Source organism: Streptomyces sp. GL_140, assembly GCF_057834465.1.
The window spans coordinates 5032713-5056631 of record NZ_CM174404.1 but is presented as its reverse complement, the minus strand read 5'-3'; the positions used below and the strand labels follow the sequence as shown (position 1 = coordinate 5056631).

Here is a 23919-nt window from a genome sequence, read left to right as displayed (position 1 = left end):
GCCCAACCACACAAGCCTAAGGCATGCGCGGCCGGGCATCCGCCGTCCAGATGCTTACCGAGAGTGCCTGGTACCGCTCAAGTCCTTGCGGACGAGAGGGAATTACCAGGAGCTCTTGGTCACGCCCGGCAGCTCGCCACGGTGAGCCATCTCACGAAGGCAGACGCGGCACAGGCCGAACTTGCGGTACACGGAGTGGGGGCGACCGCAGCGCTGGCAGCGGGTGTACGCACGCACACCGAACTTGGGCTTGCGGGCAGCCTTCGCGATGAGAGCCTTCTTCGCCATCTCGCTTACGCCTCCTTGAAGGGGAAGCCGAGGTGACGAAGGAGGGCGCGGCCCTCGTCGTCGTTGGTCGCCGTGGTGACCACGGTGATGTCCATACCCCGGGTACGGTCGATCTTGTCCTGGTCGATCTCGTGGAACATGACCTGCTCCGTGAGACCGAAGGTGTAGTTGCCACGGCCGTCGAACTGCTTCGGCGACAGACCACGGAAGTCACGGATACGCGGCAGCGCGAGCGACAGCGTACGGTCCAGGAACTCCCACATGCGGTCACCGCGGAGGGTGACGTGGCAGCCGATCGGCTGACCCTCGCGCAGCTTGAACTGCGCGATGGACTTGCGGGCCTTCGTGACGGCCGGCTTCTGACCGGTGATCGTCGTCAGGTCCTTGATGGCGCCGTCGATCAGCTTGGAGTCGCGGGCGGCGTCGCCCACACCCATGTTGACCACGATCTTCACGAGGCCGGGGATCTGCATGACGTTCTCGTAGGAGAACTCTTCACGCAGCTTGCCCGCGATGTCCTCGCGGTACTTCGTCTTGAGACGCGGAGTGGTAGCCATCAGATGTCCTCACCCGTCCGCTTGGCAACGCGGATCTTGTTGCCCTCGTCGTCGAAGCGGAAGCCGACGCGGGTAACGACCTTCTGGCCGTCCTTCTCCACAACCAGCTGAACGTTGCTGACGTGGATCGGCGCCTCGGTGATCACGATGCCACCGGTCTGCGAACCACCAGCGGTCTGACCGGCCTTGGTGTGCTTCTTGACCCGGTTGACACCCTCGACCAGGACACGGTTCTCAGTAGGGATGGCCAGAATGACCTTGCCCTGCTTGCCCTTGTCCTTACCGGTGATGACCTGAACCAGGTCGCCCTTCTTGATCTTCATGCTTACAGCACCTCCGGCGCGAGCGAGATGATCTTCATGAACTTCTTCTCGCGCAGCTCACGGCCCACCGGGCCGAAGATACGGGTGCCACGAGGGTCGCCGTCGTTCTTCAGAATGACGGCGGCGTTCTCGTCGAAGCGGATGTACGAGCCGTCCTGGCGGCGGCGTTCCTTCACGGTGCGAACGATGACCGCCTTGACGACGTCACCCTTCTTCACGTTGCCACCGGGGATCGCGTCCTTGACGGTGGCAACGATGACGTCACCGATGCCCGCGTAGCGGCGACCGGAACCACCGAGAACACGGATGCAAAGGATCTCCTTGGCACCAGTGTTGTCGGCGACACGCAGTCGCGACTCCTGCTGGATCACGTCTATCTCCTGTTTGTCTGCCGGTTCCCGGCGGGGGCATCACTCCGAAGAGCTACCGCCCCCACCGAGCCTGGCGGAACGAACCTGAGGGGCCCCCGGGCTTGATGCCCGGGGCCTCAGATAATTACTTGGCCTTCTCGAGGATCTCGACGATGCGCCAGCGCTTGCTCGCCGACAGCGGACGCGTCTCCATGATGAGGACGCGGTCGCCGACGCCGGCAGCGTTCTGCTCGTCGTGAGCCTTGAGCTTGTTCGTACGGCGGATGACCTTGCCGTACAGGGCGTGCTTCACGCGGTCCTCGACGGCGACGACGACAGTCTTGTCCATCTTGTCGCTGACGACGAGGCCCTCACGGGTCTTGCGGAAGCCGCGGTCCTGGGTCTCAGTCACATTCTTCTCGCTCATCAGGCGCTCTCCACCGTCTCGATGCCGAGCTCGCGCTCGTGCATCAGGGTGTAGATCCGGGCGATGTCCTTGCGGACGGAACGGAGCCGGCCGTTGTTCTCGAGCTGGCCCGTGGCAGCCTGGAAGCGAAGCTTGAACAGCTCTTCCTTGGCCTCGCGCAGCTTGCCAACGAGCTCCTCGTTGCCGAGCTCACGCAGCTCGGACGCCTTGGTTCCCGTCGCCATCACGACTCACCTGCCTCGCGCCGAACAATCCGGCACTTCATCGGAAGCTTGTGAGCAGCGCGGGTGAGCGCCTCACGAGCAATCTTCTCGTTCGGGTAGGACAGCTCGAACATGACCCGGCCCGGGTGCACGTTCGCGATCCACCACTCGGGAGAACCCTTACCGGAACCCATGCGGGTCTCGGCAGGCTTCTTCGTCAGGGGACGGTCCGGGTAGATGTTGATCCAGACCTTGCCGCCACGCTTGATGTGGCGGGTCATCGCGATACGAGCCGCCTCGATCTGGCGGTTCGTCACGTAGGCGGGGGTAAGCGCCTGGATGCCGTACTCGCCGAACGAGACCTCAGTACCGCCCTTGGCCATACCACGGCGCTTCGGGTGGTGCTGCTTGCGGTGCTTGACCCTACGAGGGATCAGCATGTCGGTCAGGCCTCCGTTCCGGTGCTCTCGGCCGGAGCGGCGGCGGGAGCGTCGGCCTTGGGGGCCTCGACACCAGCAGCCTGCTGCGGCTTGCGGCCACCACGGCCGCCGCGCTCGCCACCACGGCCACCACGGCCGGCGGGACGGTCGCCAGCGCCTGCGGCACCACGGGCCGGGCGGTTACCCGCACGGGCCGCAGCGTTCTCGGCGCGAACCTCGGCGATGTTCTTGACGTCGCCCTTGTAGATCCAGACCTTCACACCGATACGGCCGAAGGTGGTCTTGGCCTCGAAGAAGCCGTAGTCCACGTTCGCGCGGAGGGTGTGCAGCGGCACACGGCCTTCGCGGTAGAACTCGGAGCGGGACATCTCGGCGCCGCCGAGGCGACCGCCACACTGGATCTTGATGCCCTTGGCGCCGGCCTTCATCGTGCCCTGCATGCTCTTACGCATGGCGCGACGGAAGGAGACGCGGGAGGAGAGCTGCTCGGCAACGGCCTGGGCAACCAGCTGAGCGTCGAGCTCGGGGTTCTTGACCTCGAGGATGTTCAGCTGGACCTGCTTGCCCGTGAGCTTCTCGAGGTCACCGCGGATGCGGTCGGCCTCGGCGCCACGGCGGCCGATGACGATGCCCGGACGAGCGGTGTGGATGTCCACACGCACGCGGTCACGGGTGCGCTCGATCTCAACCTTCGAGATGCCGGCGCGCTCCATGCCGGACGTCATCATCCTGCGGATGGCGACGTCTTCCTTGACGTAGTCCTTGTACAGCTTGTCGGCGTACCAACGCGACTTGAAGTCGGTGGTGATGCCGAGCCGGAACCCGTGCGGGTTTACCTTCTGGCCCATTACCGGGAACCTTCCTTGCTGCTGACGACCACGGTGATGTGGCTGGTCCGCTTGCGGATCCGGTAGGCACGGCCCTGTGCACGCGGACGGAACCGCTTCAGGGTCGGGCCCTCGTCCACGTACGCCTCGCTGATGACCAGCGTGGTGGCGTCCGGGTGGTTGTAGTTGTGTGCGGCATTGGCAATGGCGCTGTCGAGCACCTTGCCAACCGGCACGCTCGCGGCCTGCGGGGCGAAACGCAGGACCGCCTGAGCCTCCGTGGCATCCATGCCACGGATAAGGTCCACCACTCGGCGGGCCTTCATGGGCGTGACGCGGATGTACCGCGCCTGGGCCCTGGCTTCCATGGTTGTCCCTTCGGTGTAAGTCATAGTCGTAACCACCCCGCCTTTAGCGGCGCTTCGACTTCCGGTCGTCCTTGACGTGGCCGCGGAAGGTGCGAGTCGGCGAGAACTCGCCGAGCTTGTGGCCGACCATCGACTCGGTGACGAACACCGGGACGTGGATCTTGCCGTTGTGCACCGCGATGGTGTGACCCAGCATGGCCGGGATGATCATCGAGCGACGGGACCAGGTCTTGATGACGTTCTTGGTACCGGCTTCGTTCTGTACGTCCACCTTCTTGATGAGGTGTCCGTCGACGAAGGGTCCCTTCTTGAGACTGCGCGGCATCTAAACCCGCTCCTAGCGCTTCTTGTTCGTCTTGCGGCGGCGGACGATGTACTTGCTCGAAGCCTTCTTCGGCGAGCGAGTACGACCCTCCTTCTGACCCCACGGGGAGACCGGGTGGCGACCACCACTGGTCTTACCCTCACCACCACCGTGCGGGTGGTCGACCGGGTTCATCGCGACACCGCGGACGGAGGGGCGAACGCCCTTCCAGCGCATGCGGCCGGCCTTGCCCCAGTTGATGTTCGACTGCTCGGCGTTGCCGACCTCGCCGACCGTGGCGCGGCAGCGGGCGTCGACGAGACGGATCTCGCCGGACGGCATACGAAGGTGGGCCATGACGCCCTCCTTCGCCAGCAGCTGCACGGAGGCACCAGCGGAGCGGGCGAACTTCGCGCCACCACCGGGACGGAGCTCGATCGCGTGGATCGTGGTACCGACCGGGATGTTGCGGAGCGCCAGGTTGTTGCCGGGCTTGATGTCGGCCGTCGGGCCGTTCTCAATCCGGTCACCCTGCTTCAGGTTCTTCGGCGCAATGATGTAGCGCTTCTCACCGTCGGCGTAGTGCAGGAGCGCGATGCGCGCCGTGCGGTTGGGGTCGTACTCGATGTGCGCGACCTTCGCCGGCACGCCGTCCTTGTCGTGACGACGGAAGTCGATCACACGGTAGGCGCGCTTGTGGCCGCCACCCTGGTGTCGAACCGTGATCCGACCGGTGTTGTTACGGCCGCCCTTGCTGTGCAGGGGGCGGACCAGCGACTTCTCCGGCGTGGACCGCGTGATCTCGACAAAGTCGGCGACGCTGGAGCCACGACGGCCCGGGGTCGTCGGCTTGTACTTGCGGATACCCATTTCTCAGTCCTCGTCCGATTCCGGACGACTAGACCTCCGTTAGGAGGCCTGGCCGCCGAAGATGTCGATTCGGTCGCCCTCAGCGAGGGTCACGATGGCGCGCTTGGTGTTCGCACGCTTGCCGAAACCGGTCTTGGTGCGCTTGCGCTTACCCTGACGGTTGATCGTGTTGACCCCGGTGACCTTGACCCCGAAGACCGCCTCGACGGCCTGCTTGATCTGGGTCTTGTTGGAGCCGGGCGCGACGATGAACGTGTACTTGTTCTCGTCCAGCAGCGCGTAGCTCTTCTCCGAGACGACCGGCTTGATCAGCAGGTCGCGCGGGTCAGTGAAGGTCTTGCTGGTAACGGTCGCCTCAGACATCAGGCGTCGCTCCCTTCGGTCTCATCGGCCTTGGGGCCAGACACGAAGGACTCGAAAGCGGTCTGAGTGAAGACCACGTCGTCAGAGACGATCACGTCGTACGTGTTCAGCTGGCCCGGCTCCAGGATGTGAACCTGGGGCAGGTTGCGGGCGGACAGCCACGCGGCCTCTTCGGAGCGGTCGACGACCAGGAGCAGGTTCTTGCGCTCCGAGATCTTGCCGAACAGCGTCTTGGCGGCCTTCGTGGAGGCGGCACCCTCGACCACGCCGGTGACGACGTGGATGCGGGAGTGACGCGCGCGGTCCGAGAGGGCACCGCGGAGGGCGGCGGCCTTCATCTTCTTCGGGGTCCGCTGCGAGTAGTCACGCGGCTGCGGGCCGTGAACGACGCCACCGCCGACGAACTGCGGAGCGCGGGTCGAACCCTGGCGAGCGCGGCCGGTGCCCTTCTGGCGGTACGGCTTGCGGCCACCACCACGGACTTCGCCACGACGCTTGGTCTTGTGCGTGCCCTGACGGGCAGCAGCCAGCTGAGCGACAACGACCTGGTGGATCAGCGGAACGCTGGTCTTCGCGTCGAAGATCTCCGCGGGGAGCTCGACGGTACCGGCCTTGTCGCCTGCCGGCGAAAGGATGTCAATGGTGCTCATTACCTCAAGCCCCCTTGGCCGCGGTACGGACCAGGACGAGGCCGCCGTTCGGACCGGGGACCGCACCCTTGATCAGGAGCAGACCCTTCTCCGCGTCAACCGCGTGGATGGTCAGGTTCTGGGTGGTGACACGCTCGTTACCCATACGACCGGCCATGCGCATGCCCTTGAAGACACGCCCAGGGGTGGCGCAGCCACCGATCGAACCGGGGGAGCGGTGCTTGCGCTGCACGCCGTGGCCGGCGCCGAGGCCCTTGAAGTTGTGACGCTTCATGACACCGGCGAAGCCCTTGCCCTTGCTGTTGCCCGTGACGTCAACCTTGACGCCGGACTCGAACACAGCAGCGGTGATCTCCTGGCCGAGCGTGTACTCGCTGGCGTCGGAGGTGCGGAGCTCCACCAGGTGGCGGCGCGGGGTTACATCGGCCTTGGCGAAGTGACCCTTGAGGGGCTTGTTCACCTTGCGCGGGTCAATCTCGCCGAAGGCGATCTGGACCGACTCGTAGCCATCGATGTCGTTCTTACGGACCTGGGTAACGACGCAGGGCCCGGCCTTGACGACGGTCACCGGGACGACACGGTTGTTCTCGTCCCAGACCTGGGTCATGCCGAGCTTCTCGCCCAGGACGCCCTTGATCTGCTTTGCCATCTTTTCCGCGCCTCTCAGAGCTTGATCTCGATGTCAACGCCGGCCGGAAGGTCCAGGCGCATCAGCGAGTCAACGGTCTTGGGCGTCGGGTCGAGGATGTCGATCAGGCGCTTGTGAGTGCGCATCTCGAAGTGCTCGCGCGAGTCCTTGTACTTGTGCGGCGACTTGATGACGCAGTACACGTTCTTCTCAGTGGGCAGCGGCACCGGGCCCGCGACCGACGCACCAGTGCGCGTCACCGTCTCGACGATCTTCTTCGCCGACGAATCGATGACCTCGTGGTCGTAGGCCTTGAGCCGGATGCGGATCTTCTGTCCCGCCATGGCTACTCCGTAGTCCTGTCTGTTGTGGAAACGCTCTGGCGCTCGGCCGGCTGCGGATCACTCCGCCGCTTTCCTCCGACCCACGCGGTCGGGCGTGTCGCACTCCCTCTAGAAAAAATTCCCATACGGAAATTCCCTCATCCAAGGGGGTACGGTCCCAAGACCGCGGTTCGGGGGAAAACACCCACCGAGTGCCTGGAAGGCACCGTGCTGACGCTTCCCAGAAGATTCCCGTACGTCCGCCCCATTGCTGCCCCGGAGGGCAGATAAGGCGACGAGTACTGTGGGACTCGCTTCCGGTCCTCCCGGCGGGAGGCGCGCAGCATCGGCACTCAGCCGAGCAACTTGAGTAGTCTGCCATACGAGACGCGTACTGCGCCAATCGGGCCGAAGAGACTACTCCGCCGCGCGTACGCGTCAAATCGCGACGCGCGGCCGGTTCCCGGCGGGGGCGGCCGGATCCCGGTGATCGCTCGCCGCACCCCGTCAGGAAGTGTCGATCACGGACATTCCGGTCTACGCACCGGCCGACGCCGGTGGCCGGTACCCCGGGGCGATCTTCGGAAGCGGTTCCAGCAGGCCGGCGAAGGCGGGCCGGGTGATCGCCTCGGCGAGCTGGACCCGCCAGTCGGCCAGGGGCTCCAGCCCGGCCACCGCCCAGCGGTCGTGACCAAGGACACTGAAAGCCGGCCGGGCGGCGGGCCTGGCGAACGCCGCGGAGTCCGTCGGCCGGATCCGCTCGGGGTCCAGGCCGCCGAGCCGGTAGCTCTCCCGGGCCAGCCCGAACCAGGTGGTCCGGCCGCTCGCGGTGCCGTGGTACACCCCGCCGGGGGCGCGTCCGTCGAGCGCGGCCGCGCCGAGCTCCACGAGGCGGCGGGCCAGCGCCCGGGACCAGGTGGGCTGGCCGTGCTGGTCGTCGACCACGTCCAGGGTGTCCCGCTGGGCGGCCAGCCTCAGCATGGTGGCGACGAAGTTCGGCCCGTGCTCCCCGTACAGCCAGGCGGTGCGGACGACGTAGCCGTCCTCGGGCAGCAGCTCGGCCACCGCCCTCTCACCGGCCAGCTTGGAGCGGCCGTAGGCGTTGACCGGGCCGGTCGGGGCGGACTCGGGGTACGGCTGCGAGGCGTCGCCGGGCAGCACGTAGTCGGTGGAGACGTGCAGCAGACGGGCTCCGGCCGCGGCGCAGGCCCCGGCGAGAACCCGAACACCCTTGCCGTTGACGGCTGTTGCGGCTTCTTCGGCGCTCTCCGCGCCGTCCACGTCGGTCCAGGCGGCGCAGTTCACGACCACGGCCACGCCTTCGACGGCGGCCCGGACGGCTGCCGGGTCGGTGATGTCCAGATCCGCGCGGCCGAGGCCCTCGGCCCGGACCCCCGCGTCCTGGAGTACGGCCAGGACGTCCCGGCCGAGCATGCCGGCGGCGCCGGTGACGAGCCAGCGCGGGCCGGCGGGGTCCGCGCTCACCGCTGCAGCGCCGCCTTCGCCTTCAGGGGCTCCCACCAGGCACGGTTCTCGCGGTACCAGTCGACGGTCGCCGCGATGCCCTCCTCGAAGGTCACCTGCGGGGCGTAGCCCAGCTCGGAGCCGATCTTGCCGATGTCGATGGAGTACCGCAGGTCGTGGCCCTTGCGGTCCTCCACCCGCTCGACCATGTCCCAGCCGAGGCCGGCGGCCTCCAGCAGGACGCCGGTGAGCTCCTTGTTGGTGAGCTCGACCCCGCCGCCGATGTTGTAGACCTCGCCCCCGCGCCCCTTGCGCATCACCAGGTCGATGCCGCGGCAGTGGTCGGAGACGTGCAGCCAGTCGCGCACGTTGCCGCCGTCCCCGTACAGCGGGACCTTCCTGCCGTCCATCAGGTTCGAGACGAAGAGCGGGATGACCTTCTCGGGGAACTGGTGGTGCCCGTAGTTGTTGGAGCAGCGGGTGACGACCACGTCCATCCCGTGCGTCCGGGCGTAGGCCAGGGCCAACAGGTCGGAGGAGGCCTTGGAGGCGGAGTACGGGGAGTTGGGCGACAGCGGCCACTCCTCGGTCCAGGAGCCCTCCGCGATCGAGCCGTACACCTCGTCGGTGGAGATGTGGACGAAGCGGCCGACCCCGTGCCTGCGGGCGGCGTCCAGGAGGACCTGGGTGCCCACGACGTTGGTCATCACGAAGGGGCCCGCTCCGGCGATCGAGCGGTCCACGTGGGATTCGGCCGCGAAGTGCACGACGACGTCGTGTCCGGGCATCACCCGCTCGACGGCCTCCGCGTCGCAGATGTCGCCCCTGACGAAGGCGTACCCGCGGTGGTCCGTCACCGGCGCCAGGTTGGCCTCGACGCCGGAGTAGGTCAGCTTGTCGAAGACGGTGATCCGCGCGGCCGGATCCGCGCCTAACTGCTGCCTGACGAATTCCGAGCCTATGAAACCGGCACCGCCGGTAACGAGGATGCGCATAATCCGAAGAGTAGCCGCCTGTCGAACACCTCTCGCATAGGTTCTCCACATGCGAGGAATCCTCTTAGCCGGCGGCACCGGATCCCGACTCTGGCCGCTGACCCGGGCCGTGTCGAAGCAGCTGCTGCCCGTCTTCGACAAACCGATGATCTACTATCCGCTCTCCACGCTGGTGATGGCCGGGATCAGCGAGATCCTTGTCGTCACCACCCCGGAGGACCGCGACCAGTTCGAGCGGCTGCTCGGCGACGGTTCGCAGTTCGGCATCCGGCTGGAGTACGCCGTCCAGGAGCGCCCCGAGGGCATTGCCCAGGCCTTCCTGCTCGGAGCCGACTTCATCGGCGACGACTCCGTCGCCCTGATCCTCGGCGACAACATCTTCCACGGCAGCGGCCTCGGCACCCGCCTGGCCGAGCAGGCCGACGCCAAGGGCGGCCGGGTCTTCGCGTACCCGGTGGCGGACCCCACCGCGTACGGCGTGGTCGAGTTCGACGCGAAGGGGCAGGTCGTCTCCATAGAGGAGAAGCCGGCCGTCCCCAAGTCCCGCTACGCCGTACCGGGCCTCTACTTCTACGACAACCAGGTCGTCGGGATAGCCCGCGGCCTGATACCCAGCGCCCGCGGGGAGCTGGAGATCACCGCGGTCAACGACGCCTACCTCCGGGCCGGCGAACTGCACGTCACCGTCCTCGACCGGGGTACCGCCTGGCTGGACACCGGAACCTTCGTCGCGATGGTCCAGGCCTCGGAGTTCGTGCGGGTGATCGAGGAAAGGCAGGGGTTCAAGATCGGTTGCGTCGAGGAGGCCGCCTGGCGGGCGGGCCTGATCGGCTCCGCACAGCTGCGCGCGCTGGCCGAGCCGCTCACCAAGAGCGGTTACGGGGACTACCTGCTGGGACTGCTCGACGAGGAGGCTGCCCGGTGAAGTTCCGCGAACTGGGGATCGGGGGCGCCTACGAGGTCGTCCCCCAGCAGCACGGCGACCCGCGCGGCATGTTCATGGAGTGGTACCGCTTCGACCGCCTCGCGGAGGTCGTCGGACACCCGCTGAACCTGGCACAGGCCAACCTCTCCGTCTCCCAGCGGGGCGTGGTCCGCGGCATCCACTTCGCCGACGTCCCGCGCGGCCAGGCCAAGTACGTCACCTGCGTACGCGGGGCCGTCCTCGACGTCATCGTGGACCTGCGGGTCGGCTCCCCCACCTTCGGCCGCTGGGAAGGGGTCCGGCTGGACGACGTGGACCGTCGCGCGGTCTACCTCCCCGAGGGGCTCGGCCACGGCTTCTGCGCGCTGAGCGACGATGCCACGCTCTCCTACCTCTGCTCGCAGACCTACAACCCGGCGGGCGAGCACGCGGTCCACCCGCTCGACCCGGCTCTGGGCATCCAATGGCCGGCGCAGGTGCCGCTGCTGTCCTCCCGCGACGAGGCCGCACCCTCACTGGCCGACGCGCTCGAATCCGGGCTGCTCCCCCGGTACGACGCCTGTCTGGAGTTCACGGAGTCGCTGCGCGAGGGGTGAGCGCGCAGGGCACCGTAAGCATGCAGAAGGGCCCCTCCCCCGGTCGCGTGAACGACGGGGAAGGGGCCCTTCTGTCAAACATGGTGCTCGCTCGCGCGAGCTACCAGGTCAGAACACGAATTACTTCGTGATCTTGGTGACCTGGCCGGCGCCCACGGTACGACCACCCTCACGGATGGCGAACTTCAGGCCCTCCTCCATGGCGACCGGCTGGATCAGCGCGACCGTCATCTCGGTGTTGTCGCCCGGCATGACCATCTCCGTGCCGGCCGGCAGGGTGACGACACCCGTGACGTCCGTGGTACGGAAGTAGAACTGCGGACGGTAGTTGTTGAAGAAGGGGGTGTGACGGCCACCCTCGTCCTTCGACAGGATGTAGGCCTGGGCCTCGAACTCGGTGTGCGGCGTGACCGAACCCGGCTTGATGATGACCTGGCCGCGCTCGACGTCCTCGCGCTTGATGCCACGGAGGAGCAGACCGACGTTCTCGCCCGCCTGGCCCTCGTCGAGCAGCTTGCGGAACATCTCGATACCGGTGACCGTGGTGGTGGTCTTGGTCTCCTTGATACCGATGATGTCGACGGTCTCGTTGACCTTCAGGACACCACGCTCGATACGGCCGGTGACGACGGTACCGCGACCGGTGATCGTGAAGACGTCCTCGACGGGCATGAGGAACGGCAGCTCGGTGTCACGCGGCGGGGTCGGGATCGCCTCGTCGACGGCAGCCATGAGGCCGAGAAGCTTCTCGCCCCACTCCTTGTCGCCCTCGAGCGCCTTCAGCGCGGAGACGCGGACGACCGGAAGGTCGTCGCCCGGGAACTCGTAGTCGGAGAGGAGCTCACGAACCTCGAGCTCGACGAGCTCCAGGATCTCCTCGTCGTCCACCATGTCGGCCTTGTTCAGGGCGACGACGATGTACGGAACGCCGACCTGGCGGGCCAGGAGCACGTGCTCCTTGGTCTGCGGCATCGGGCCGTCGGTGGCGGCGACCACGAGGATCGCGCCGTCCATCTGCGCGGCACCGGTGATCATGTTCTTGATGTAGTCCGCGTGACCCGGGCAGTCGACGTGGGCGTAGTGACGCGCCTCGGTCTGGTACTCGACGTGCGCGATGGAGATGGTGATACCGCGCTGGCGCTCTTCGGGAGCCTTGTCGATCTGGTCGAAGGCCGAGGCCTCGTTCAGGTCCGGGTACGCGTCGTGCAGCACCTTGGTAATGGCGGCCGTGAGGGTCGTCTTACCGTGGTCAATGTGACCGATGGTGCCGATGTTGACGTGCGGCTTAGTCCGCTCGAACTTCGCCTTCGCCACGGGGTCCTCCTGGAGAGTGGTTCTGTACGCCTTACTCATCGGCGCCAGGTGATCTTTGCTGGAAAGCCGGTTCCTCCGGGGCAACAGAAGGGTTACTCCTGTTGCCCCAGAGGCTCCGGTGACAAGCCTAAAGCGTGTACTCGGAAGAGTTACTCGCCCTTGGCCTTCGCGATGATCTCCTCAGCGACGTTCCGGGGAACCTCGGCGTAGGAGTCGAACTGCATCGAGTAGCTGGCGCGACCCGAGGTCTTGCTGCGGAGGTCTCCGACGTAGCCGAACATCTCCGAGAGGGGCACGAGGCCCTTCACGAGGCGCGCACCGTGACGCTCCTCCATGGCCTGGATCTGGCCACGGCGGGAGTTGATGTCACCGATGACGTCACCCATGGACTCCTCCGGCGTGGTGACCTCGACGGCCATCATCGGCTCGAGGAGCACGGGAGAAGCCTTGCGCGCGGCCTCCTTGAAGGCCTGCGAACCGGCGATCTTGAAGGCGAGCTCGGAAGAGTCGACCTCGTGGTAGCCACCGTCGAGAAGAATGACGCGAACGCCGGTCATCTCGTAGCCGGCCAGGATGCCGAACTTCATGGCTTCCTGCGCACCGGCGTCGACCGAGGGGATGTACTCCCTCGGGATGCGGCCACCGGTGACCTTGTTCACGAACTCGTACGCCGGGCCGTCCGACTCGGTGATCGGCTCGATCGCGATCTGCACCTTGGCGAACTGACCGGTACCACCGGTCTGCTTCTTGTGGGTGTAGTCGTGACGCTCCACCGTCTGGCGGATCGTCTCGCGGTACGCGACCTGCGGCTTGCCGACGTTGGCCTCGACCTTGAACTCGCGCTTCATACGGTCGACCAGCACCTCGAGGTGCAGCTCGCCCATACCACCGAGGATGGTCTGGCCGGTCTCTTCGTCCGAGTGAACGTGGAAGGAGGGGTCCTCCTCCGCGAGAGACTGGATGGCGACACCCAGCTTCTCCTGGTCACCCTTGGACTTGGGCTCGATGGCGACCTGAATGACCGGGGCCGGGAAGTCCATGGACTCCAGGATGACCGGGTTCTTGTCGTCACACAGCGTCTCACCGGTGGTGGTCTGCTTCAGGCCCATGACGGCGACGATGTCACCGGCGCCCACCGCTTCGATCTCTTCACGCTTGTTGGCGTGCATGCGGTAGATCTTGCCGATGCGCTCCTTCTTGCCCTTGACGGAGTTCAGCACCGCAGTGCCGGCCTCCAGGCGGCCCGAGTAAACCCGGACGAAGGTGAGCTTGCCGAGGTGCGGGTCGCGCATGATCTTGAACGCGAGCGCCGCGAGGGGCTCCTCGTCCGAGGGCTTGCGCTTCACGACGACCTCGGCGTCCTTGACGTCGTGGCCTTCGATGGCCTCGACGTCCAGGGGCGAGGGGAGGTAGCGGACGACGGCGTCGAGCAGGGGCTGAACGCCCTTGTTCTTGAACGCCGTGCCACAGAACACCGCGGTGACGGTGGCGCCACTCTCACCCTTGGAACCGATGATGATGCGACGCACAGCGGCGTGCAGCTGCTCGACGGTGGGCTCGACGCCCTCGAGGAACAGCTCCATGATCTGGTCGTCGTTCTCGGCGACCGTCTCGACCAGCTTGGCGTGCCACTCTTCAGCGGCTTCCTTGTGGGTGTCCGGGATGTCGACGATGTCGTACATCTCGCCCTTGGTCGCCTCGGCGGACCAGACGAACGCCTTCATGGTGACCAGGTCGACAACGCCCTGGAAGTCCATCTCGGCACCGATGGGGAGCTGCATGACGATCGGAACCGCACCGAGGCGGTCCTTGATCATCTCGACGCAGCGGTGGAACTCGGCGCCGGTACGGTCCAGCTTGTTGACGAAGCAGATGCGCGGCACGCCGTAACGGTCGGCCTGACGCCATACCGTCTCGGACTGCGGCTCTACACCGGCGACACCGTCGAACACGGTGACGGCGCCGTCGAGGACGCGGAGCGAACGCTCCACCTCGACGGTGAAGTCGACGTGACCCGGGGTGTCGATGATGTTGATCGTGTGGTCAACGTCTTCGAGGGGCCAGTGGCAGGTCGTCGCGGCAGACGTGATGGTGATACCACGCTCCTGCTCCTGCTCCATCCAGTCCATCGTGGCAGCGCCGTCGTGGACTTCACCGATCTTGTAAGACACACCGGTGTAGAACAGGATGCGCTCGGTGGTGGTCGTCTTGCCCGCGTCGATGTGGGCCATGATCCCGATGTTGCGGACCTTGGCCAGGTCAAGCGAAGTGGTAGCCATAAGGCTTCGGTCTTCTCTCGGTCTCGATGTGGGGTGGGACTACCAGCGGTAGTGCGCGAAGGCCTTGTTGGACTCGGCCATCTTGTGCGTGTCCTCACGCTTCTTGACGGCCGCACCGAGGCCGTTCGAGGCGTCGAGGAGCTCGTTCATGAGGCGCTCGGTCATGGTCTTCTCGCGACGGGCGCGGGAGTAACCCACGATCCAGCGGAGCGACAGGGTCGCAGCGCGACCCGGCTTGACCTCGATCGGCACCTGGTAGGTGGCGCCACCGACACGGCGGGACTTGACCTCGAGGGACGGCTTGACGTTCTCGAGCGCGCGCTTCAGCGTGATGACCGGGTCAGCGCCGGTCTTCTCGCGGAGGCCTTCCATGGCGCCGTAAACGATGCGCTCGGCGGTGGAGCGCTTGCCGTTCAGGAGGATCTTGTTGATGAGCGACGTCACCAAGGGAGATGCGTAGACCGGGTCGATGATGACCGGGCGCTTCGGGGCGGGGCCCTTACGAGGCATTTCTACTTCTCCTTCTTGGCGCCGTAGCGGCTGCGGGCCTGCTTGCGGTTCTTGACAGCCTGGGTGTCAAGCGCACCGCGGATGATCTTGTAACGAACACCCGGCAGGTCCTTCACACGGCCACCACGCACGAGCACGATGGAGTGCTCCTGCAGGTTGTGTCCCTCACCCGGAATGTAAGCGGTGACCTCGATGCCGGAGGTCAGACGCACACGCGCGACCTTACGGAGCGCCGAGTTCGGCTTCTTCGGGGTGGTCGTGAACACACGCGTGCAGACACCGCGACGCTGGGGCGAGGCCTCAAGCGCGGGGGTCTTTGTCTTCTCGACCTTGTCCTGCCGGCCCTTACGGACCAGCTGCTGGATCGTAGGCACTACTTCTCCGGTTTCTGTGTGCCGTGTAGTGAAGCTAACCTGGAACATTTGCCGACCCACGCGGTCGGGTGTGTCGGATCCGGCGGACCTCCACGCAAGCGTGAAGACGCATGAATCGCGGTGGCTGATACGGCTCGAATGCGGTTGATGGACACGCACAGGAGCCCAGGCACACCCCAGGCACAAGGTCTGAGCGTACCTACCGCATCCACTCCGGTCAAAACAAAAGCCCCTGGCCTCGAACACCGAAGGGCCCACCGGCCAGTCGCCACACGGCCGAGACCCCTGTGTGGCCCCTGCGATGTGCGGATGTGGTGCGCATGTGCTAAGCGCCGCCCTACGGAGCTGCGCGCACCGACCGCCGCCGGGGGCTTCGAACACTCTCCCCGCACGGGGCAGTGCACGGCCCCGGTGAAGAGCTTCCACGGCCTCGTCTCCATGGACATCCCCACCGGAACCACCCCCGAAGGCCTCACCCCGGGCCTGGCCGCCGCCACCCTGGCCCTCCTGGCCCTGGCCCCGGCCAACGGTCACGGGCCTGCGCCGCGAGCGCCTCCGGGGCTGACAGCGCGGTCCGAGGCCCTGGCCCCGGAAACGAGGAAGCCCCCCGCCGCTCCTCTCGGAGCAGCGGGGGGCTTCTTCACATGCCCTATGACTCAGCCGTTGTACGGGCCGTAGTCGTAGTCCTCCAGCGGGACAGCCTGGCCGGAGCCGGTGCCGAAGGGCGAGTAGTCGATGTCGTCGTAACCGACGGCCGAGTACATCGCTGCCTTGGCTTCCTCGGTGGGCTCGACCCGGATGTTGCGGTAGCGGGCGAGGCCCGTACCGGCCGGGATGAGCTTACCGATGATGACGTTCTCCTTGAGGCCGATCAGGGAGTCGGACTTGGCGTTGATCGCCGCGTCCGTCAGAACCCTGGTCGTCTCCTGGAAGGACGCCGCCGACAGCCAGGACTCGGTCGCGAGCGAGGCCTTGGTGATACCCATCAGCTGCGGACGGCCGGAGGCGGGGTGACCGCCCTCGGTGACCACACGACGGTTCTCGGTCTCGAACTTCGACCGCTCGACGAGCTCGCCCGGCAGGAGCTCCGCGTCGCCGGACTCGATGATCGTCACGCGGCGGAGCATCTGCCGGATGATGATCTCGATGTGCTTGTCGTGGATCGACACGCCCTGCGAGTTGTAGACCTTCTGGACTTCGCCGACCAGGTGGACCTGGACCGCACGCTGGCCGAGGATGCGCAGCACGTCGTGCGGGTTGGTCGCACCCATGGTGAGCTTCTGGCCGACCTCGACGTGGTCACCCTCGCTGACGATGACCTTGGCGCGCTTGGAGATCGGGAAGGGCGTCTCCTCGCTGCCGTCGTCGGGCGTGATGACGATCTTCTTCGTCTTCTCGGTCTCCTCGATCCGCACGCGACCGGCGGCCTCGGAGATCGGGGCGACACCCTTCGGGGTACGGGCTTCGAAGAGCTCGACGACACGCGGCAGACCCTGCGTGATGTCGTCACCGGCCACACCACCGGTGTGGAAGGTACGCATCGTCAGCTGGGTACCGGGCTCACCGATGGACTGGGCGGCGATGATGCCGACCGCCTCACCGATGTCGACCAGCTTGCCGGTGGCGAGCGAGCGTCCGTAGCAGAAGGCACAGGTGCCGACCGCGGACTCACAGGTCAGGACCGAGCGGGTCTTGACCTCCTCGACGCCGTTCGCGATGAGGGCGTCGATGAGCACGTCACCGAGGTCCACGTTGGCCGGCGCGATGACCTTGCCGTCGATGACGACGTCCTCGGCCAGCATGCGGGCGTAGATGGAGGTCTCGACGTCGTCGGCCTTGCGCAGAACACCGGTCTCGTCCTTGACGCCGATCTTCAGCTTCAGGCCGCGCTCGGTGCCGCAGTCCTCCTCGCGGATGATGACGTCCTGCGAGACGTCCACCAGACGACGGGTGAGGTAACCCGAGTCGGCGGTACGCAGGGCGGTGTCCGCCAGACCCTTACGGGCACCGTGCGTGGAGATGAAGTACTCCAGAACGGTGAGGCCCTCACGGAAGGACGCCTTGATCGGACGCGGGATGGTCTCGTTCTTCGCGTTCGACACCAGACCACGCATACCGGCGATCTGTCGCATCTGCATCATGTTTCCTCGGGCACCCGAGTCAACCATCATGAAGATGGGGTTCGTCTTGGGGAAGTTCGCGTTCATCGCCTCGGCAACCTCGTTGGTCGCCTTGGTCCAGATCGCGATGAGCTCCTGCGTGCGCTCGTCCTTGGTGATCAGACCGCGCTCGTACTGCTTCTGGACCTTCTCGTCCAGCGCCTCGTAGCCCGCGACGATGGCCTTCTTGGCCTCGGGCACGACGACGTCGGAGATGGCCACGGTGACGCCCGAACGGGTCGCCCAGTGGAAGCCGGCCGCCTTCAGGTTGTCGAGCGTCGCCGCCACGATGACCTTGGGGTAGCGCTCCGCCAGGTCGTTGACGATCTCGGAGAGCTGCTTCTTGCCCACCGAGTAGTCGACGAACGGGTAGTCCTCGGGCAGCAGCTCGTTGAAGAGCGCGCGGCCCAGGGTGGTGCGCAGACGGAAGCTGTCGCCCGGCTGGAACTCCTGCTCGCCCTCTTCGGCGACCGGGGCCACCCAGCCGCGCGGCGGGATGGTGCCCACCGGGAAGCGGATGTCGACGGCCGACTGGAGCGCGAGCTCACCGTTGTCGAACGCCATGGTCGCCTCGGCCGTGGAGCCGAACGCGCGGCCCTCGCCCTTGACGTCACGGAGCTCGCCGTCGGTGGTGAGGAAGAACAGACCCAGCACCATGTCCTGGGTCGGCATGGTGACGGGACGACCGTCTGCCGGCTTCAGGATGTTGTTCGAGGACAGCATCAGGATGCGGGCCTCGGCCTGCGCCTCTGCCGAAAGCGGCAGGTGCACGGCCATCTGGTCACCGTCGAAGTCCGCGTTGAACGCGGTGCAGACGAGCGGGTGGATCTGGATGGCCTTGCCTTCGACCAGCTGGGGCTCGAAGGCCTGGATGCCGAGGCGGTGCAGCGTGGGCGCACGGTTCAGGAGAACCGGGTGCTCGGCGATGACCTCTTCGAGCACGTCGTAGACGACCGTGCGGCCGCGCTCGACCATGCGCTTCGCCGACTTGATGTTCTGCGCGTGGTTCAGGTCCACCAGGCGCTTCATCACGAACGGCTTGAAGAGCTCCAGCGCCATGGCCTTGGGCAGACCGCACTGGTGCAGCTTCAGCTGCGGGCCGACGACGATCACGGAACGCGCGGAGTAGTCCACGCGCTTGCCGAGGAGGTTCTGACGGAATCGACCCTGCTTGCCCTTGAGCATGTCGCTCAGGGACTTCAGCGGACGGTTACCGGGACCGGTCACCGGACGACCACGACGACCGTTGTCGAAGAGGGCGTCCACGGCCTCCTGAAGCATGCGCTTCTCGTTGTTCACGATGATCTCGGGAGCACCGAGGTCGAGGAGACGCTTCAGACGGTTGTTGCGGTTGATCACGCGGCGGTACAGGTCGTTCAGGTCGGAGGTCGCGAAGCGGCCACCGTCCAGCTGCACCATCGGACGCAGGTCCGGCGGGATGACCGGCACGCAGTCCAGAACCATGCCCTTGGGCTTGTTGCTGGTCTGCAGGAACGCCGAGACGACCTTGAGGCGCTTGAGCGCACGGGTCTTCTTCTGGCCCTTGCCGGTACGGATGATCTCGCGGAGGCGCTCGGCCTCTTCGTCGAGGTCGAAGGACTCCAGACGCTTCTGCAGCGCCGCGGCGCCCATGCAGCCGTCGAAGTACGTACCGAAGCGGTCGCGCAGCTCGCGGTAGAGCAGCTCGTCGCCCTCGAGGTCCTGGACCTTGAGGTTCTTGAAGCGCGCCCAGACCTCGTCGAGACGGTCGATCTCGCGCTGAGCGCGGTCACGGAGCTGCTTCATCTCGCGCTCGGCACCTTCGCGCACCTTGCGGCGTACGTCGGCCTTCGCGCCCTCGGCCTCGAGCTCGGCCAGGTCGGTCTCGAGCTTCTTGGCACGGCCTTCGAGGTCCGAGTCGCGTCGGTTCTCGATCTGCTGGCGCTCGATGGAGACGTGCGCCTCCAGGGACGGGAGGTCGCGGGTGCGGCGCTCGTCGTCCACGAACGTGATCATGTACGCGGCGAAGTAGATGACCTTCTCGAGGTCCTTCGGCGCGAGGTCCAGCAGGTAGCCCAGGCGCGACGGGACGCCCTTGAAGTACCAGATGTGGGTGACGGGAGCGGCAAGCTCGATGTGGCCCATCCGCTCGCGGCGCACCTTGGCACGCGTGACTTCGACGCCACAACGCTCACAGATGATGCCCTTGAAGCGGACACGCTTGTACTTGCCGCAGTAGCACTCCCAGTCCCGGGTCGGACCGAAGATCTTCTCGCAGAAGAGTCCGTCCTTTTCGGGCTTGAGCGTGCGGTAGTTGATGGTCTCCGGCTTCTTGACCTCGCCGTGGGACCAGGTTCGGATGTCGTCCGCGGTGGCAAGGCCGATCCGCAGCTCGTCGAAGAAGTTGACGTCGAGCACTGTGCGTCAATCCCTCTTTCGGGGTCGAGTCTCAATCATGGTCTGAACGGTCCCGGGGATGACGGGGGGCTCTTGAGCGAGCCCCCCGTCAGGCCCGTCAGACCTCTTCGACGCTGCTCGGCTCGCGCCGGGACAGGTCGATACCGAGCTCCTCCGCCGCGCGGAAGACGTCCTCGTCGGTGTCGCGCATCTCGATGGACATGCCGTCCGAGGACAGCACCTCCACGTTGAGGCAGAGCGACTGCATTTCCTTGATGAGCACCTTGAAGGACTCGGGAATGCCCGGCTCGGGGATGTTCTCGCCCTTGACGATGGCCTCGTAGACCTTCACGCGGCCGGTTACGTCATCGGACTTGATGGTCAGGAGCTCCTGGAGGGCGTAAGCGGCGCCATAAGCCTCGAGCGCCCACACCTCCATCTCACCGAAGCGCTGGCCACCGAACTGCGCCTTACCACCCAGCGGCTGCTGCGTGATCATCGAGTACGGACCGGTCGACCGGGCGTGGAGCTTGTCGTCGACCAGGTGGTGCAGCTTGAGGATGTACATGTAGCCGATCGAGACCGGCTCCGGGAACGGCTCGCCGGAGCGGCCGTCGAACAGGTGCGCCTTACCGGTCGGGAGGACCAGGCGGTCCCCGTCGCGGTTCGGGATGGTGTGCTCGAAGAGGCCGGAGATCTCGTCCTCGCGGGCACCGTCGAACACCGGGGTGGCGACGTTGGTACCGGGCTCGACGCGGTCGGCGCCGATGACCTTCAGTCGCTCGGCCCACTCCTCGGCGACACCGGAGACGTCCCAGCCGCGGCTGGCGAGCCAGCCGAGGTGGATCTCCAGGACCTGTCCCGGGTTCATTCGGGACGGGACACCCAGGGGGTTCAGGATGATGTCGACCGGCGTGCCGTCTTCAAGGAAGGGCATGTCCTCGATCGGAAGGATCTTGGAGATGACACCCTTGTTGCCGTGGCGGCCGGCGAGCTTGTCACCGTCGGTGATCTTGCGCTTCTGGGCCACGTAGACGCGGACCAGCTGGTTGACGCCCGGGGGAAGCTCGTCGCCCTCTTCGCGGTCGAAGACGCGGACGCCGATGACCTTGCCGATCTCACCGTGAGGAACCTTGAGCGAGGTGTCACGCACCTCGCGGGCCTTCTCACCGAAGATCGCGCGGAGCAGACGCTCTTCCGGGGTCAGCTCGGTCTCGCCCTTGGGCGTGACCTTTCCGACCAGGATGTCGCCCGCGACGACGTCCGCACCGATGCGGATGATGCCGCGCTCGTCGAGGTCCGCGAGGACCTCCTCGGAGACGTTCGGGATGTCCCGGGTGATCTCCTCGGGGCCCAGCTTGGTGTCACGGGCGTCGACCTCGTGCTCCTCGATGTGGATCGAGGAGAGGACGTCGTCCTGTACGAGGCGCTGCGACAGGATGATCGCGTCCTCGTAGTTGTGACCTTCCCAGGGCATGAACGCGACGAGCAGGTTCTTGCCGAGGGCCATTTCGCCCTCTTCGGTCGCAGGACCGTCGGCGAGGACCTGAGCCTCGATGATGCGGTCACCCTCGTTGACGATGACCTTCTGGTTGACCGAGGTGCCCTGGTTCGAGCGGGAGAACTTGGCGACGCGGTACGTGGTGTACGTGCCGTCGTCGTTGGCGACGGTGATGTAGTCGGCCGAGACCTCCTGGACGACACCGTCCTTCTCCGCCTTGATCGAGTCACCGGCGTCGACCGCACAGCGGTACTCCATGCCGGTGCCGACGAGCGGCGCCTCCGCCTTGATGAGCGGAACGGCCTGGCGCATCATGTTCGCGCCCATGAGGGCGCGGTTGGCGTCGTCGTGCTCGAGGAAGGGGATCATCGCGGTCGCGACGGACACCATCTGGCGCGGGGAGACGTCCATGTAGTCGACGTCGTCGCCGGCGATGTAGTCGATCTCGCCACCACGACGGCGAACCAGCACGCGGTTCTCGGTGAAGCGCATCTCGTCGTTCAGGCCGGCGTTGGCCTGGGCGATGACGAAGCGGTCTTCCTCGTCAGCCGTCAGGTAGTCGACGTCGTCGGTGACGACGCCGTCGATGACCTTGCGGTACGGGGTCTCGACGAAGCCGAACGCGTTGACGCGACCGTAGGACGCGAGCGAGCCGATCAGACCGATGTTCGGGCCTTCAGGGGTCTCGATCGGGCACATGCGGCCGTAGTGCGACGGGTGAACGTCTCGGACCTCGAAGCCGGCCCGCTCACGGGACAGACCACCCGGGCCAAGCGCCGACAGACGGCGCTTGTGGGTGAGACCCGACAGCGGGTTGTTCTGGTCCATGAACTGCGACAGCTGGCTGGTGCCGAAGAACTCCTTGATGGAGGCGACGACCGGCCGGATGTTGATCAGGGTCTGCGGCGTGATCGCCTCGACGTCCTGGGTCGTCATCCGCTCGCGGACGACGCGCTCCATACGAGCCAGACCCGTGCGGACCTGGTTCTGGATGAGCTCGCCGACGTTGCGCAGACGACGGTTGCCGAAGTGGTCGATGTCGTCGGTCTCGACGACGATCGAACGACCCGACTCACCGACGGTCTCGGTCTCACCGGCGTGCAGCTTGACCAGGTACTTGATGGTCGCGATGACGTCGTCGGTGGTGAGCACGCCGGCGTCCAGCGGCTCGTCCGCGCCGAGCTTCTTGTTCACCTTGTAGCGGCCGACCTTCGCGAGGTCGTAGCGCTTCGGGTTGAAGTAGAGGTTCTCGAGCAGCGTCTGAGCGGCCTCGCGGGTCGGCGGTTCGCCCGGACGCAGCTTGCGGTAGATGTCGAGCAGCGCGTCGTCCTGGCCCTGGGTGTGGTCCTTCTCCAGGGTGGCGCGCATGGACTCGTACTCGCCGAACTCCTCGAGGATCTGCTCGGTGGTCCAGCCGAGAGCCTTCAGGAGGACGGTGACGGACTGCTTGCGCTTGCGGTCGATGCGAACACCGACCATGTCACGCTTGTCGATCTCCATCTCAAGCCAGGCACCCCGGGAAGGGATGATCTTGGCGGCGAAGATGTCCTTGTCGGACGTCTTGTCGATGGAGGAGTCGAAGTAGACACCGGGGGAACGGACGAGCTGCGACACGACGACACGCTCGGTGCCGTTGATGACGAAGGTGCCCTTGTTGGTCATGAGCGGGAAATCGCCCATGAAGACCGTCTGAGACTTGATCTCTCCGGTCTCGTTGTTCGTGAACTCGGCGGTGACGAAAAGCGGCGCCGCGAACGTGAAGTCGCGGTCCTTGCACTCGTCGACCGAGTTCTTCGCCGGCTCGAAACGGTGGTCGCGGAACGTCAGCGACATCGACCCGGAGAAGTCCTCGATCGGCGAGATCTCCTCGAAGATCTCTTCCAGACCGGACTTGGTGGGAACGTCCTGTCCGCTCTCAAGCGCCGACTCGACGCGAGACTTCCAGGCGGCGTTGCCGAGCAGCCAGTCAAAGCTCTCGGTCTGCAGCGCCAGGAGGTTCGGAACCTCGAGGGGCTCCTTGATCTTTGCAAAGGAGATGCGCAGCGGGGCGGTGCTGGCACCGTTGTTCGTATTGGTCGAGGCGTTGCGCGAGGCGGCCAAGAGGGGGTCCTTCCGAGGGCTCGGACTCACTACGCGCGTACCGGTCCCAGCTGACACAGAAGACAAGCGCCCCCCATCTGGTCAAAAGGACCAGCTCAGGGCCGTTCAATCAAGTGTGCTCATGCGTGGGCATGCCCCTGGCGACGGGCAGGGGGCAGCTAACAGGCAGCGCAAAGGGTCAGTGTAGCCACTCGGCTCACTGATGTCCAGACCAGGTTTCCGGAAACCGGCAACAGGCCTTCCCCATGTCGTTTAAACGGACCAACCCTGCGTCCTACGGCGTGCCGCGCGCTGTGGCTCTCGCACACAGAGCGCGTAACAGTACTGCCCTCTTCGTAGTCAATCCATGCCCGATGCGGACCGGATCCATGCCTCGGATCTCGGATCCGAACGGGCCCTTCTGGC

Annotated in this window: 25 protein-coding genes; 2 read left to right on the top strand and 23 right to left on the bottom strand. The window is 66.0% G+C overall.

The genetic code is table 11. The features are described 5' to 3' along the window. Nucleotides 1-102: 102 nt before the first annotated feature. From AC3IYJ_RS23570 to rfbB, 17 genes are all read right to left on the bottom strand, one after another. On the bottom strand, nt 103-288 hold the full coding sequence (locus tag AC3IYJ_RS23570; RefSeq protein ID WP_003956452.1) for a type Z 30S ribosomal protein S14: 186 nt from the start codon (nt 286-288) through the stop codon (nt 103-105). Between the two features lie 5 nt (nt 289-293). After that, on the bottom strand, nt 294-845 hold the full coding sequence (rplE, locus tag AC3IYJ_RS23565; RefSeq protein ID WP_030388859.1) for a 50S ribosomal protein L5: 552 nt from the start codon (nt 843-845) through the stop codon (nt 294-296). Next, nucleotides 845-1168, bottom strand: a complete 324-nt coding sequence (gene rplX / locus AC3IYJ_RS23560) for a 50S ribosomal protein L24 (protein WP_215023444.1) — start codon at nt 1166-1168, stop codon at nt 845-847. Before rplX ends, rplE begins: the two co-directional genes overlap by 1 nt. 2 nt (nt 1169-1170) lie before the next feature. Then, complete coding sequence (rplN, locus tag AC3IYJ_RS23555) at nt 1171-1539, bottom strand: 50S ribosomal protein L14 (RefSeq protein WP_003956455.1); 369 nt, start codon at nt 1537-1539, stop codon at nt 1171-1173. Between the two features lie 124 nt (nt 1540-1663). Beyond that, entirely contained in the window at nt 1664-1945 is a 282-nt protein-coding gene (gene rpsQ, locus AC3IYJ_RS23550; protein WP_053682619.1) for a 30S ribosomal protein S17, read from the bottom strand. Beyond that, a complete protein-coding gene (gene rpmC, locus AC3IYJ_RS23545) occupies nt 1945-2169 on the bottom strand; it encodes a 50S ribosomal protein L29 (protein WP_073912892.1) in 225 nt (74 codons plus the stop codon). The genes rpsQ and rpmC overlap by 1 nt, the downstream gene beginning before the upstream one ends. Beyond that, nucleotides 2169-2588, bottom strand: coding sequence for a 50S ribosomal protein L16 (gene rplP / locus AC3IYJ_RS23540; protein ID WP_030026326.1), 420 nt, complete (start codon nt 2586-2588; stop codon nt 2169-2171). Before rplP ends, rpmC begins: the two co-directional genes overlap by 1 nt. A 5-nt stretch (nt 2589-2593) precedes the next feature. After that, nucleotides 2594-3436, bottom strand: a complete 843-nt coding sequence (rpsC, locus tag AC3IYJ_RS23535; protein ID WP_489396741.1) for a 30S ribosomal protein S3 — start codon at nt 3434-3436, stop codon at nt 2594-2596. After that, nucleotides 3436-3783 carry a 50S ribosomal protein L22 gene (gene rplV, locus AC3IYJ_RS23530; RefSeq protein WP_214946990.1) on the bottom strand — a complete coding sequence of 116 codons (348 nt, stop codon included), beginning with the start codon at nt 3781-3783 and terminating at the stop codon, nt 3436-3438. The genes rpsC and rplV overlap by 1 nt, the downstream gene beginning before the upstream one ends. A gap of 43 nt (nt 3784-3826) precedes the next feature. Further along, nucleotides 3827-4108 (bottom strand): 30S ribosomal protein S19, encoded by a 282-nt coding sequence (rpsS, locus tag AC3IYJ_RS23525; protein WP_023539342.1) that lies wholly within the window; start codon nt 4106-4108, stop codon nt 3827-3829. 12 nt (nt 4109-4120) lie between these two features. Continuing rightward, nucleotides 4121-4957, bottom strand: a complete 837-nt coding sequence (gene rplB / locus AC3IYJ_RS23520) for a 50S ribosomal protein L2 (RefSeq protein WP_254387362.1) — start codon at nt 4955-4957, stop codon at nt 4121-4123. Nucleotides 4958-4996: 39 nt separating this feature from the next. After that, nucleotides 4997-5320 (bottom strand): 50S ribosomal protein L23, encoded by a 324-nt coding sequence (gene rplW / locus AC3IYJ_RS23515; RefSeq protein WP_384651649.1) that lies wholly within the window; start codon nt 5318-5320, stop codon nt 4997-4999. Next, entirely contained in the window at nt 5320-5970 is a 651-nt protein-coding gene (gene rplD / locus AC3IYJ_RS23510; RefSeq protein WP_254387363.1) for a 50S ribosomal protein L4, read from the bottom strand. The genes rplW and rplD overlap by 1 nt, the downstream gene beginning before the upstream one ends. Before the next feature lie 4 nt (nt 5971-5974). Further along, nucleotides 5975-6619, bottom strand: a complete 645-nt coding sequence (rplC, locus tag AC3IYJ_RS23505) for a 50S ribosomal protein L3 (protein ID WP_215015311.1) — start codon at nt 6617-6619, stop codon at nt 5975-5977. A 14-nt stretch (nt 6620-6633) separates the two neighbouring features. Beyond that, a complete protein-coding gene (gene rpsJ, locus AC3IYJ_RS23500) occupies nt 6634-6942 on the bottom strand; it encodes a 30S ribosomal protein S10 (protein WP_003948644.1) in 309 nt (102 codons plus the stop codon). 516 nt (nt 6943-7458) lie between these two features. Next, nucleotides 7459-8406, bottom strand: a complete 948-nt coding sequence (gene rfbD / locus AC3IYJ_RS23495; protein ID WP_489396740.1) for a dTDP-4-dehydrorhamnose reductase — start codon at nt 8404-8406, stop codon at nt 7459-7461. Beyond that, on the bottom strand, nt 8403-9380 hold the full coding sequence (rfbB, locus tag AC3IYJ_RS23490; protein WP_489396739.1) for a dTDP-glucose 4,6-dehydratase: 978 nt from the start codon (nt 9378-9380) through the stop codon (nt 8403-8405). The genes rfbD and rfbB overlap by 4 nt, the downstream gene beginning before the upstream one ends. Before the next feature lie 49 nt (nt 9381-9429). On the opposite strand from rfbB, the gene rfbA reads away from it, so the two are divergent. Both rfbA and rfbC read left to right on the top strand, forming a co-directional pair. Next, complete coding sequence (rfbA, locus tag AC3IYJ_RS23485) at nt 9430-10305, top strand: glucose-1-phosphate thymidylyltransferase RfbA (RefSeq protein ID WP_489396738.1); 876 nt, start codon at nt 9430-9432, stop codon at nt 10303-10305. Continuing rightward, nucleotides 10302-10901, top strand: a complete 600-nt coding sequence (gene rfbC / locus AC3IYJ_RS23480; RefSeq protein ID WP_489396737.1) for a dTDP-4-dehydrorhamnose 3,5-epimerase — start codon at nt 10302-10304, stop codon at nt 10899-10901. Before rfbA ends, rfbC begins: the two co-directional genes overlap by 4 nt. Before the next feature lie 120 nt (nt 10902-11021). Here rfbC and tuf read toward each other — a convergent pair whose 3' ends face one another. The 6 genes from tuf to rpoB form a co-directional block, all read right to left on the bottom strand. Then, nucleotides 11022-12215 (bottom strand): elongation factor Tu, encoded by a 1194-nt coding sequence (gene tuf, locus AC3IYJ_RS23475; RefSeq protein WP_266912806.1) that lies wholly within the window; start codon nt 12213-12215, stop codon nt 11022-11024. 149 nt (nt 12216-12364) lie between these two features. Then, a complete protein-coding gene (fusA, locus tag AC3IYJ_RS23470) occupies nt 12365-14494 on the bottom strand; it encodes an elongation factor G (RefSeq protein ID WP_489396736.1) in 2130 nt (709 codons plus the stop codon). A gap of 39 nt (nt 14495-14533) precedes the next feature. Then, on the bottom strand, nt 14534-15004 hold the full coding sequence (gene rpsG / locus AC3IYJ_RS23465; RefSeq protein WP_330298073.1) for a 30S ribosomal protein S7: 471 nt from the start codon (nt 15002-15004) through the stop codon (nt 14534-14536). Between the two features lie 2 nt (nt 15005-15006). Continuing rightward, complete coding sequence (gene rpsL / locus AC3IYJ_RS23460) at nt 15007-15378, bottom strand: 30S ribosomal protein S12 (RefSeq protein ID WP_007265893.1); 372 nt, start codon at nt 15376-15378, stop codon at nt 15007-15009. Nucleotides 15379-16034: 656 nt separating this feature from the next. Further along, on the bottom strand, nt 16035-19934 hold the full coding sequence (locus tag AC3IYJ_RS23455) for a DNA-directed RNA polymerase subunit beta' (protein ID WP_489396735.1): 3900 nt from the start codon (nt 19932-19934) through the stop codon (nt 16035-16037). Nucleotides 19935-20031: 97 nt separating this feature from the next. Then, nucleotides 20032-23514, bottom strand: coding sequence for a DNA-directed RNA polymerase subunit beta (gene rpoB, locus AC3IYJ_RS23450; RefSeq protein WP_489396734.1), 3483 nt, complete (start codon nt 23512-23514; stop codon nt 20032-20034). Nucleotides 23515-23919: the final 405 nt, after the last annotated feature.

What these genes read in the sequence shown, in the direction of transcription:
- rpsQ (WP_053682619.1), bottom strand. Translation starts at nt 1,945, where the DNA reads ATGAGCGAGAAGAATGTGACTGAGACCCAGGACCGCGGCTTCCGCAAG.
- rpsS (WP_023539342.1), bottom strand. Translation starts at nt 4,108, where the DNA reads ATGCCGCGCAGTCTCAAGAAGGGACCCTTCGTCGACGGACACCTCATC.
- AC3IYJ_RS23570 (WP_003956452.1), bottom strand. Translation starts at nt 288, where the DNA reads ATGGCGAAGAAGGCTCTCATCGCGAAGGCTGCCCGCAAGCCCAAGTTC.
- rplD (WP_254387363.1), bottom strand. Translation starts at nt 5,970, where the DNA reads ATGAGCACCATTGACATCCTTTCGCCGGCAGGCGACAAGGCCGGTACC.
- rfbB (WP_489396739.1), bottom strand. Translation starts at nt 9,380, where the DNA reads ATGCGCATCCTCGTTACCGGCGGTGCCGGTTTCATAGGCTCGGAATTC.
- rplX (WP_215023444.1), bottom strand. Translation starts at nt 1,168, where the DNA reads ATGAAGATCAAGAAGGGCGACCTGGTTCAGGTCATCACCGGTAAGGAC.
- rfbA (WP_489396738.1), top strand. Translation starts at nt 9,430, where the DNA reads ATGCGAGGAATCCTCTTAGCCGGCGGCACCGGATCCCGACTCTGGCCG.
- rplV (WP_214946990.1), bottom strand. Translation starts at nt 3,783, where the DNA reads ATGGAAGCCAGGGCCCAGGCGCGGTACATCCGCGTCACGCCCATGAAG.
- rplC (WP_215015311.1), bottom strand. Translation starts at nt 6,619, where the DNA reads ATGGCAAAGCAGATCAAGGGCGTCCTGGGCGAGAAGCTCGGCATGACC.
- rpmC (WP_073912892.1), bottom strand. Translation starts at nt 2,169, where the DNA reads ATGGCGACGGGAACCAAGGCGTCCGAGCTGCGTGAGCTCGGCAACGAG.
- rplP (WP_030026326.1), bottom strand. Translation starts at nt 2,588, where the DNA reads ATGCTGATCCCTCGTAGGGTCAAGCACCGCAAGCAGCACCACCCGAAG.
- rpsG (WP_330298073.1), bottom strand. Translation starts at nt 15,004, where the DNA reads ATGCCTCGTAAGGGCCCCGCCCCGAAGCGCCCGGTCATCATCGACCCG.
- rplB (WP_254387362.1), bottom strand. Translation starts at nt 4,957, where the DNA reads ATGGGTATCCGCAAGTACAAGCCGACGACCCCGGGCCGTCGTGGCTCC.
- rplW (WP_384651649.1), bottom strand. Translation starts at nt 5,320, where the DNA reads ATGTCTGAGGCGACCGTTACCAGCAAGACCTTCACTGACCCGCGCGAC.
- rpsC (WP_489396741.1), bottom strand. Translation starts at nt 3,436, where the DNA reads ATGGGCCAGAAGGTAAACCCGCACGGGTTCCGGCTCGGCATCACCACC.
- fusA (WP_489396736.1), bottom strand. Translation starts at nt 14,494, where the DNA reads ATGGCTACCACTTCGCTTGACCTGGCCAAGGTCCGCAACATCGGGATC.
- rpsJ (WP_003948644.1), bottom strand. Translation starts at nt 6,942, where the DNA reads ATGGCGGGACAGAAGATCCGCATCCGGCTCAAGGCCTACGACCACGAG.
- rplE (WP_030388859.1), bottom strand. Translation starts at nt 845, where the DNA reads ATGGCTACCACTCCGCGTCTCAAGACGAAGTACCGCGAGGACATCGCG.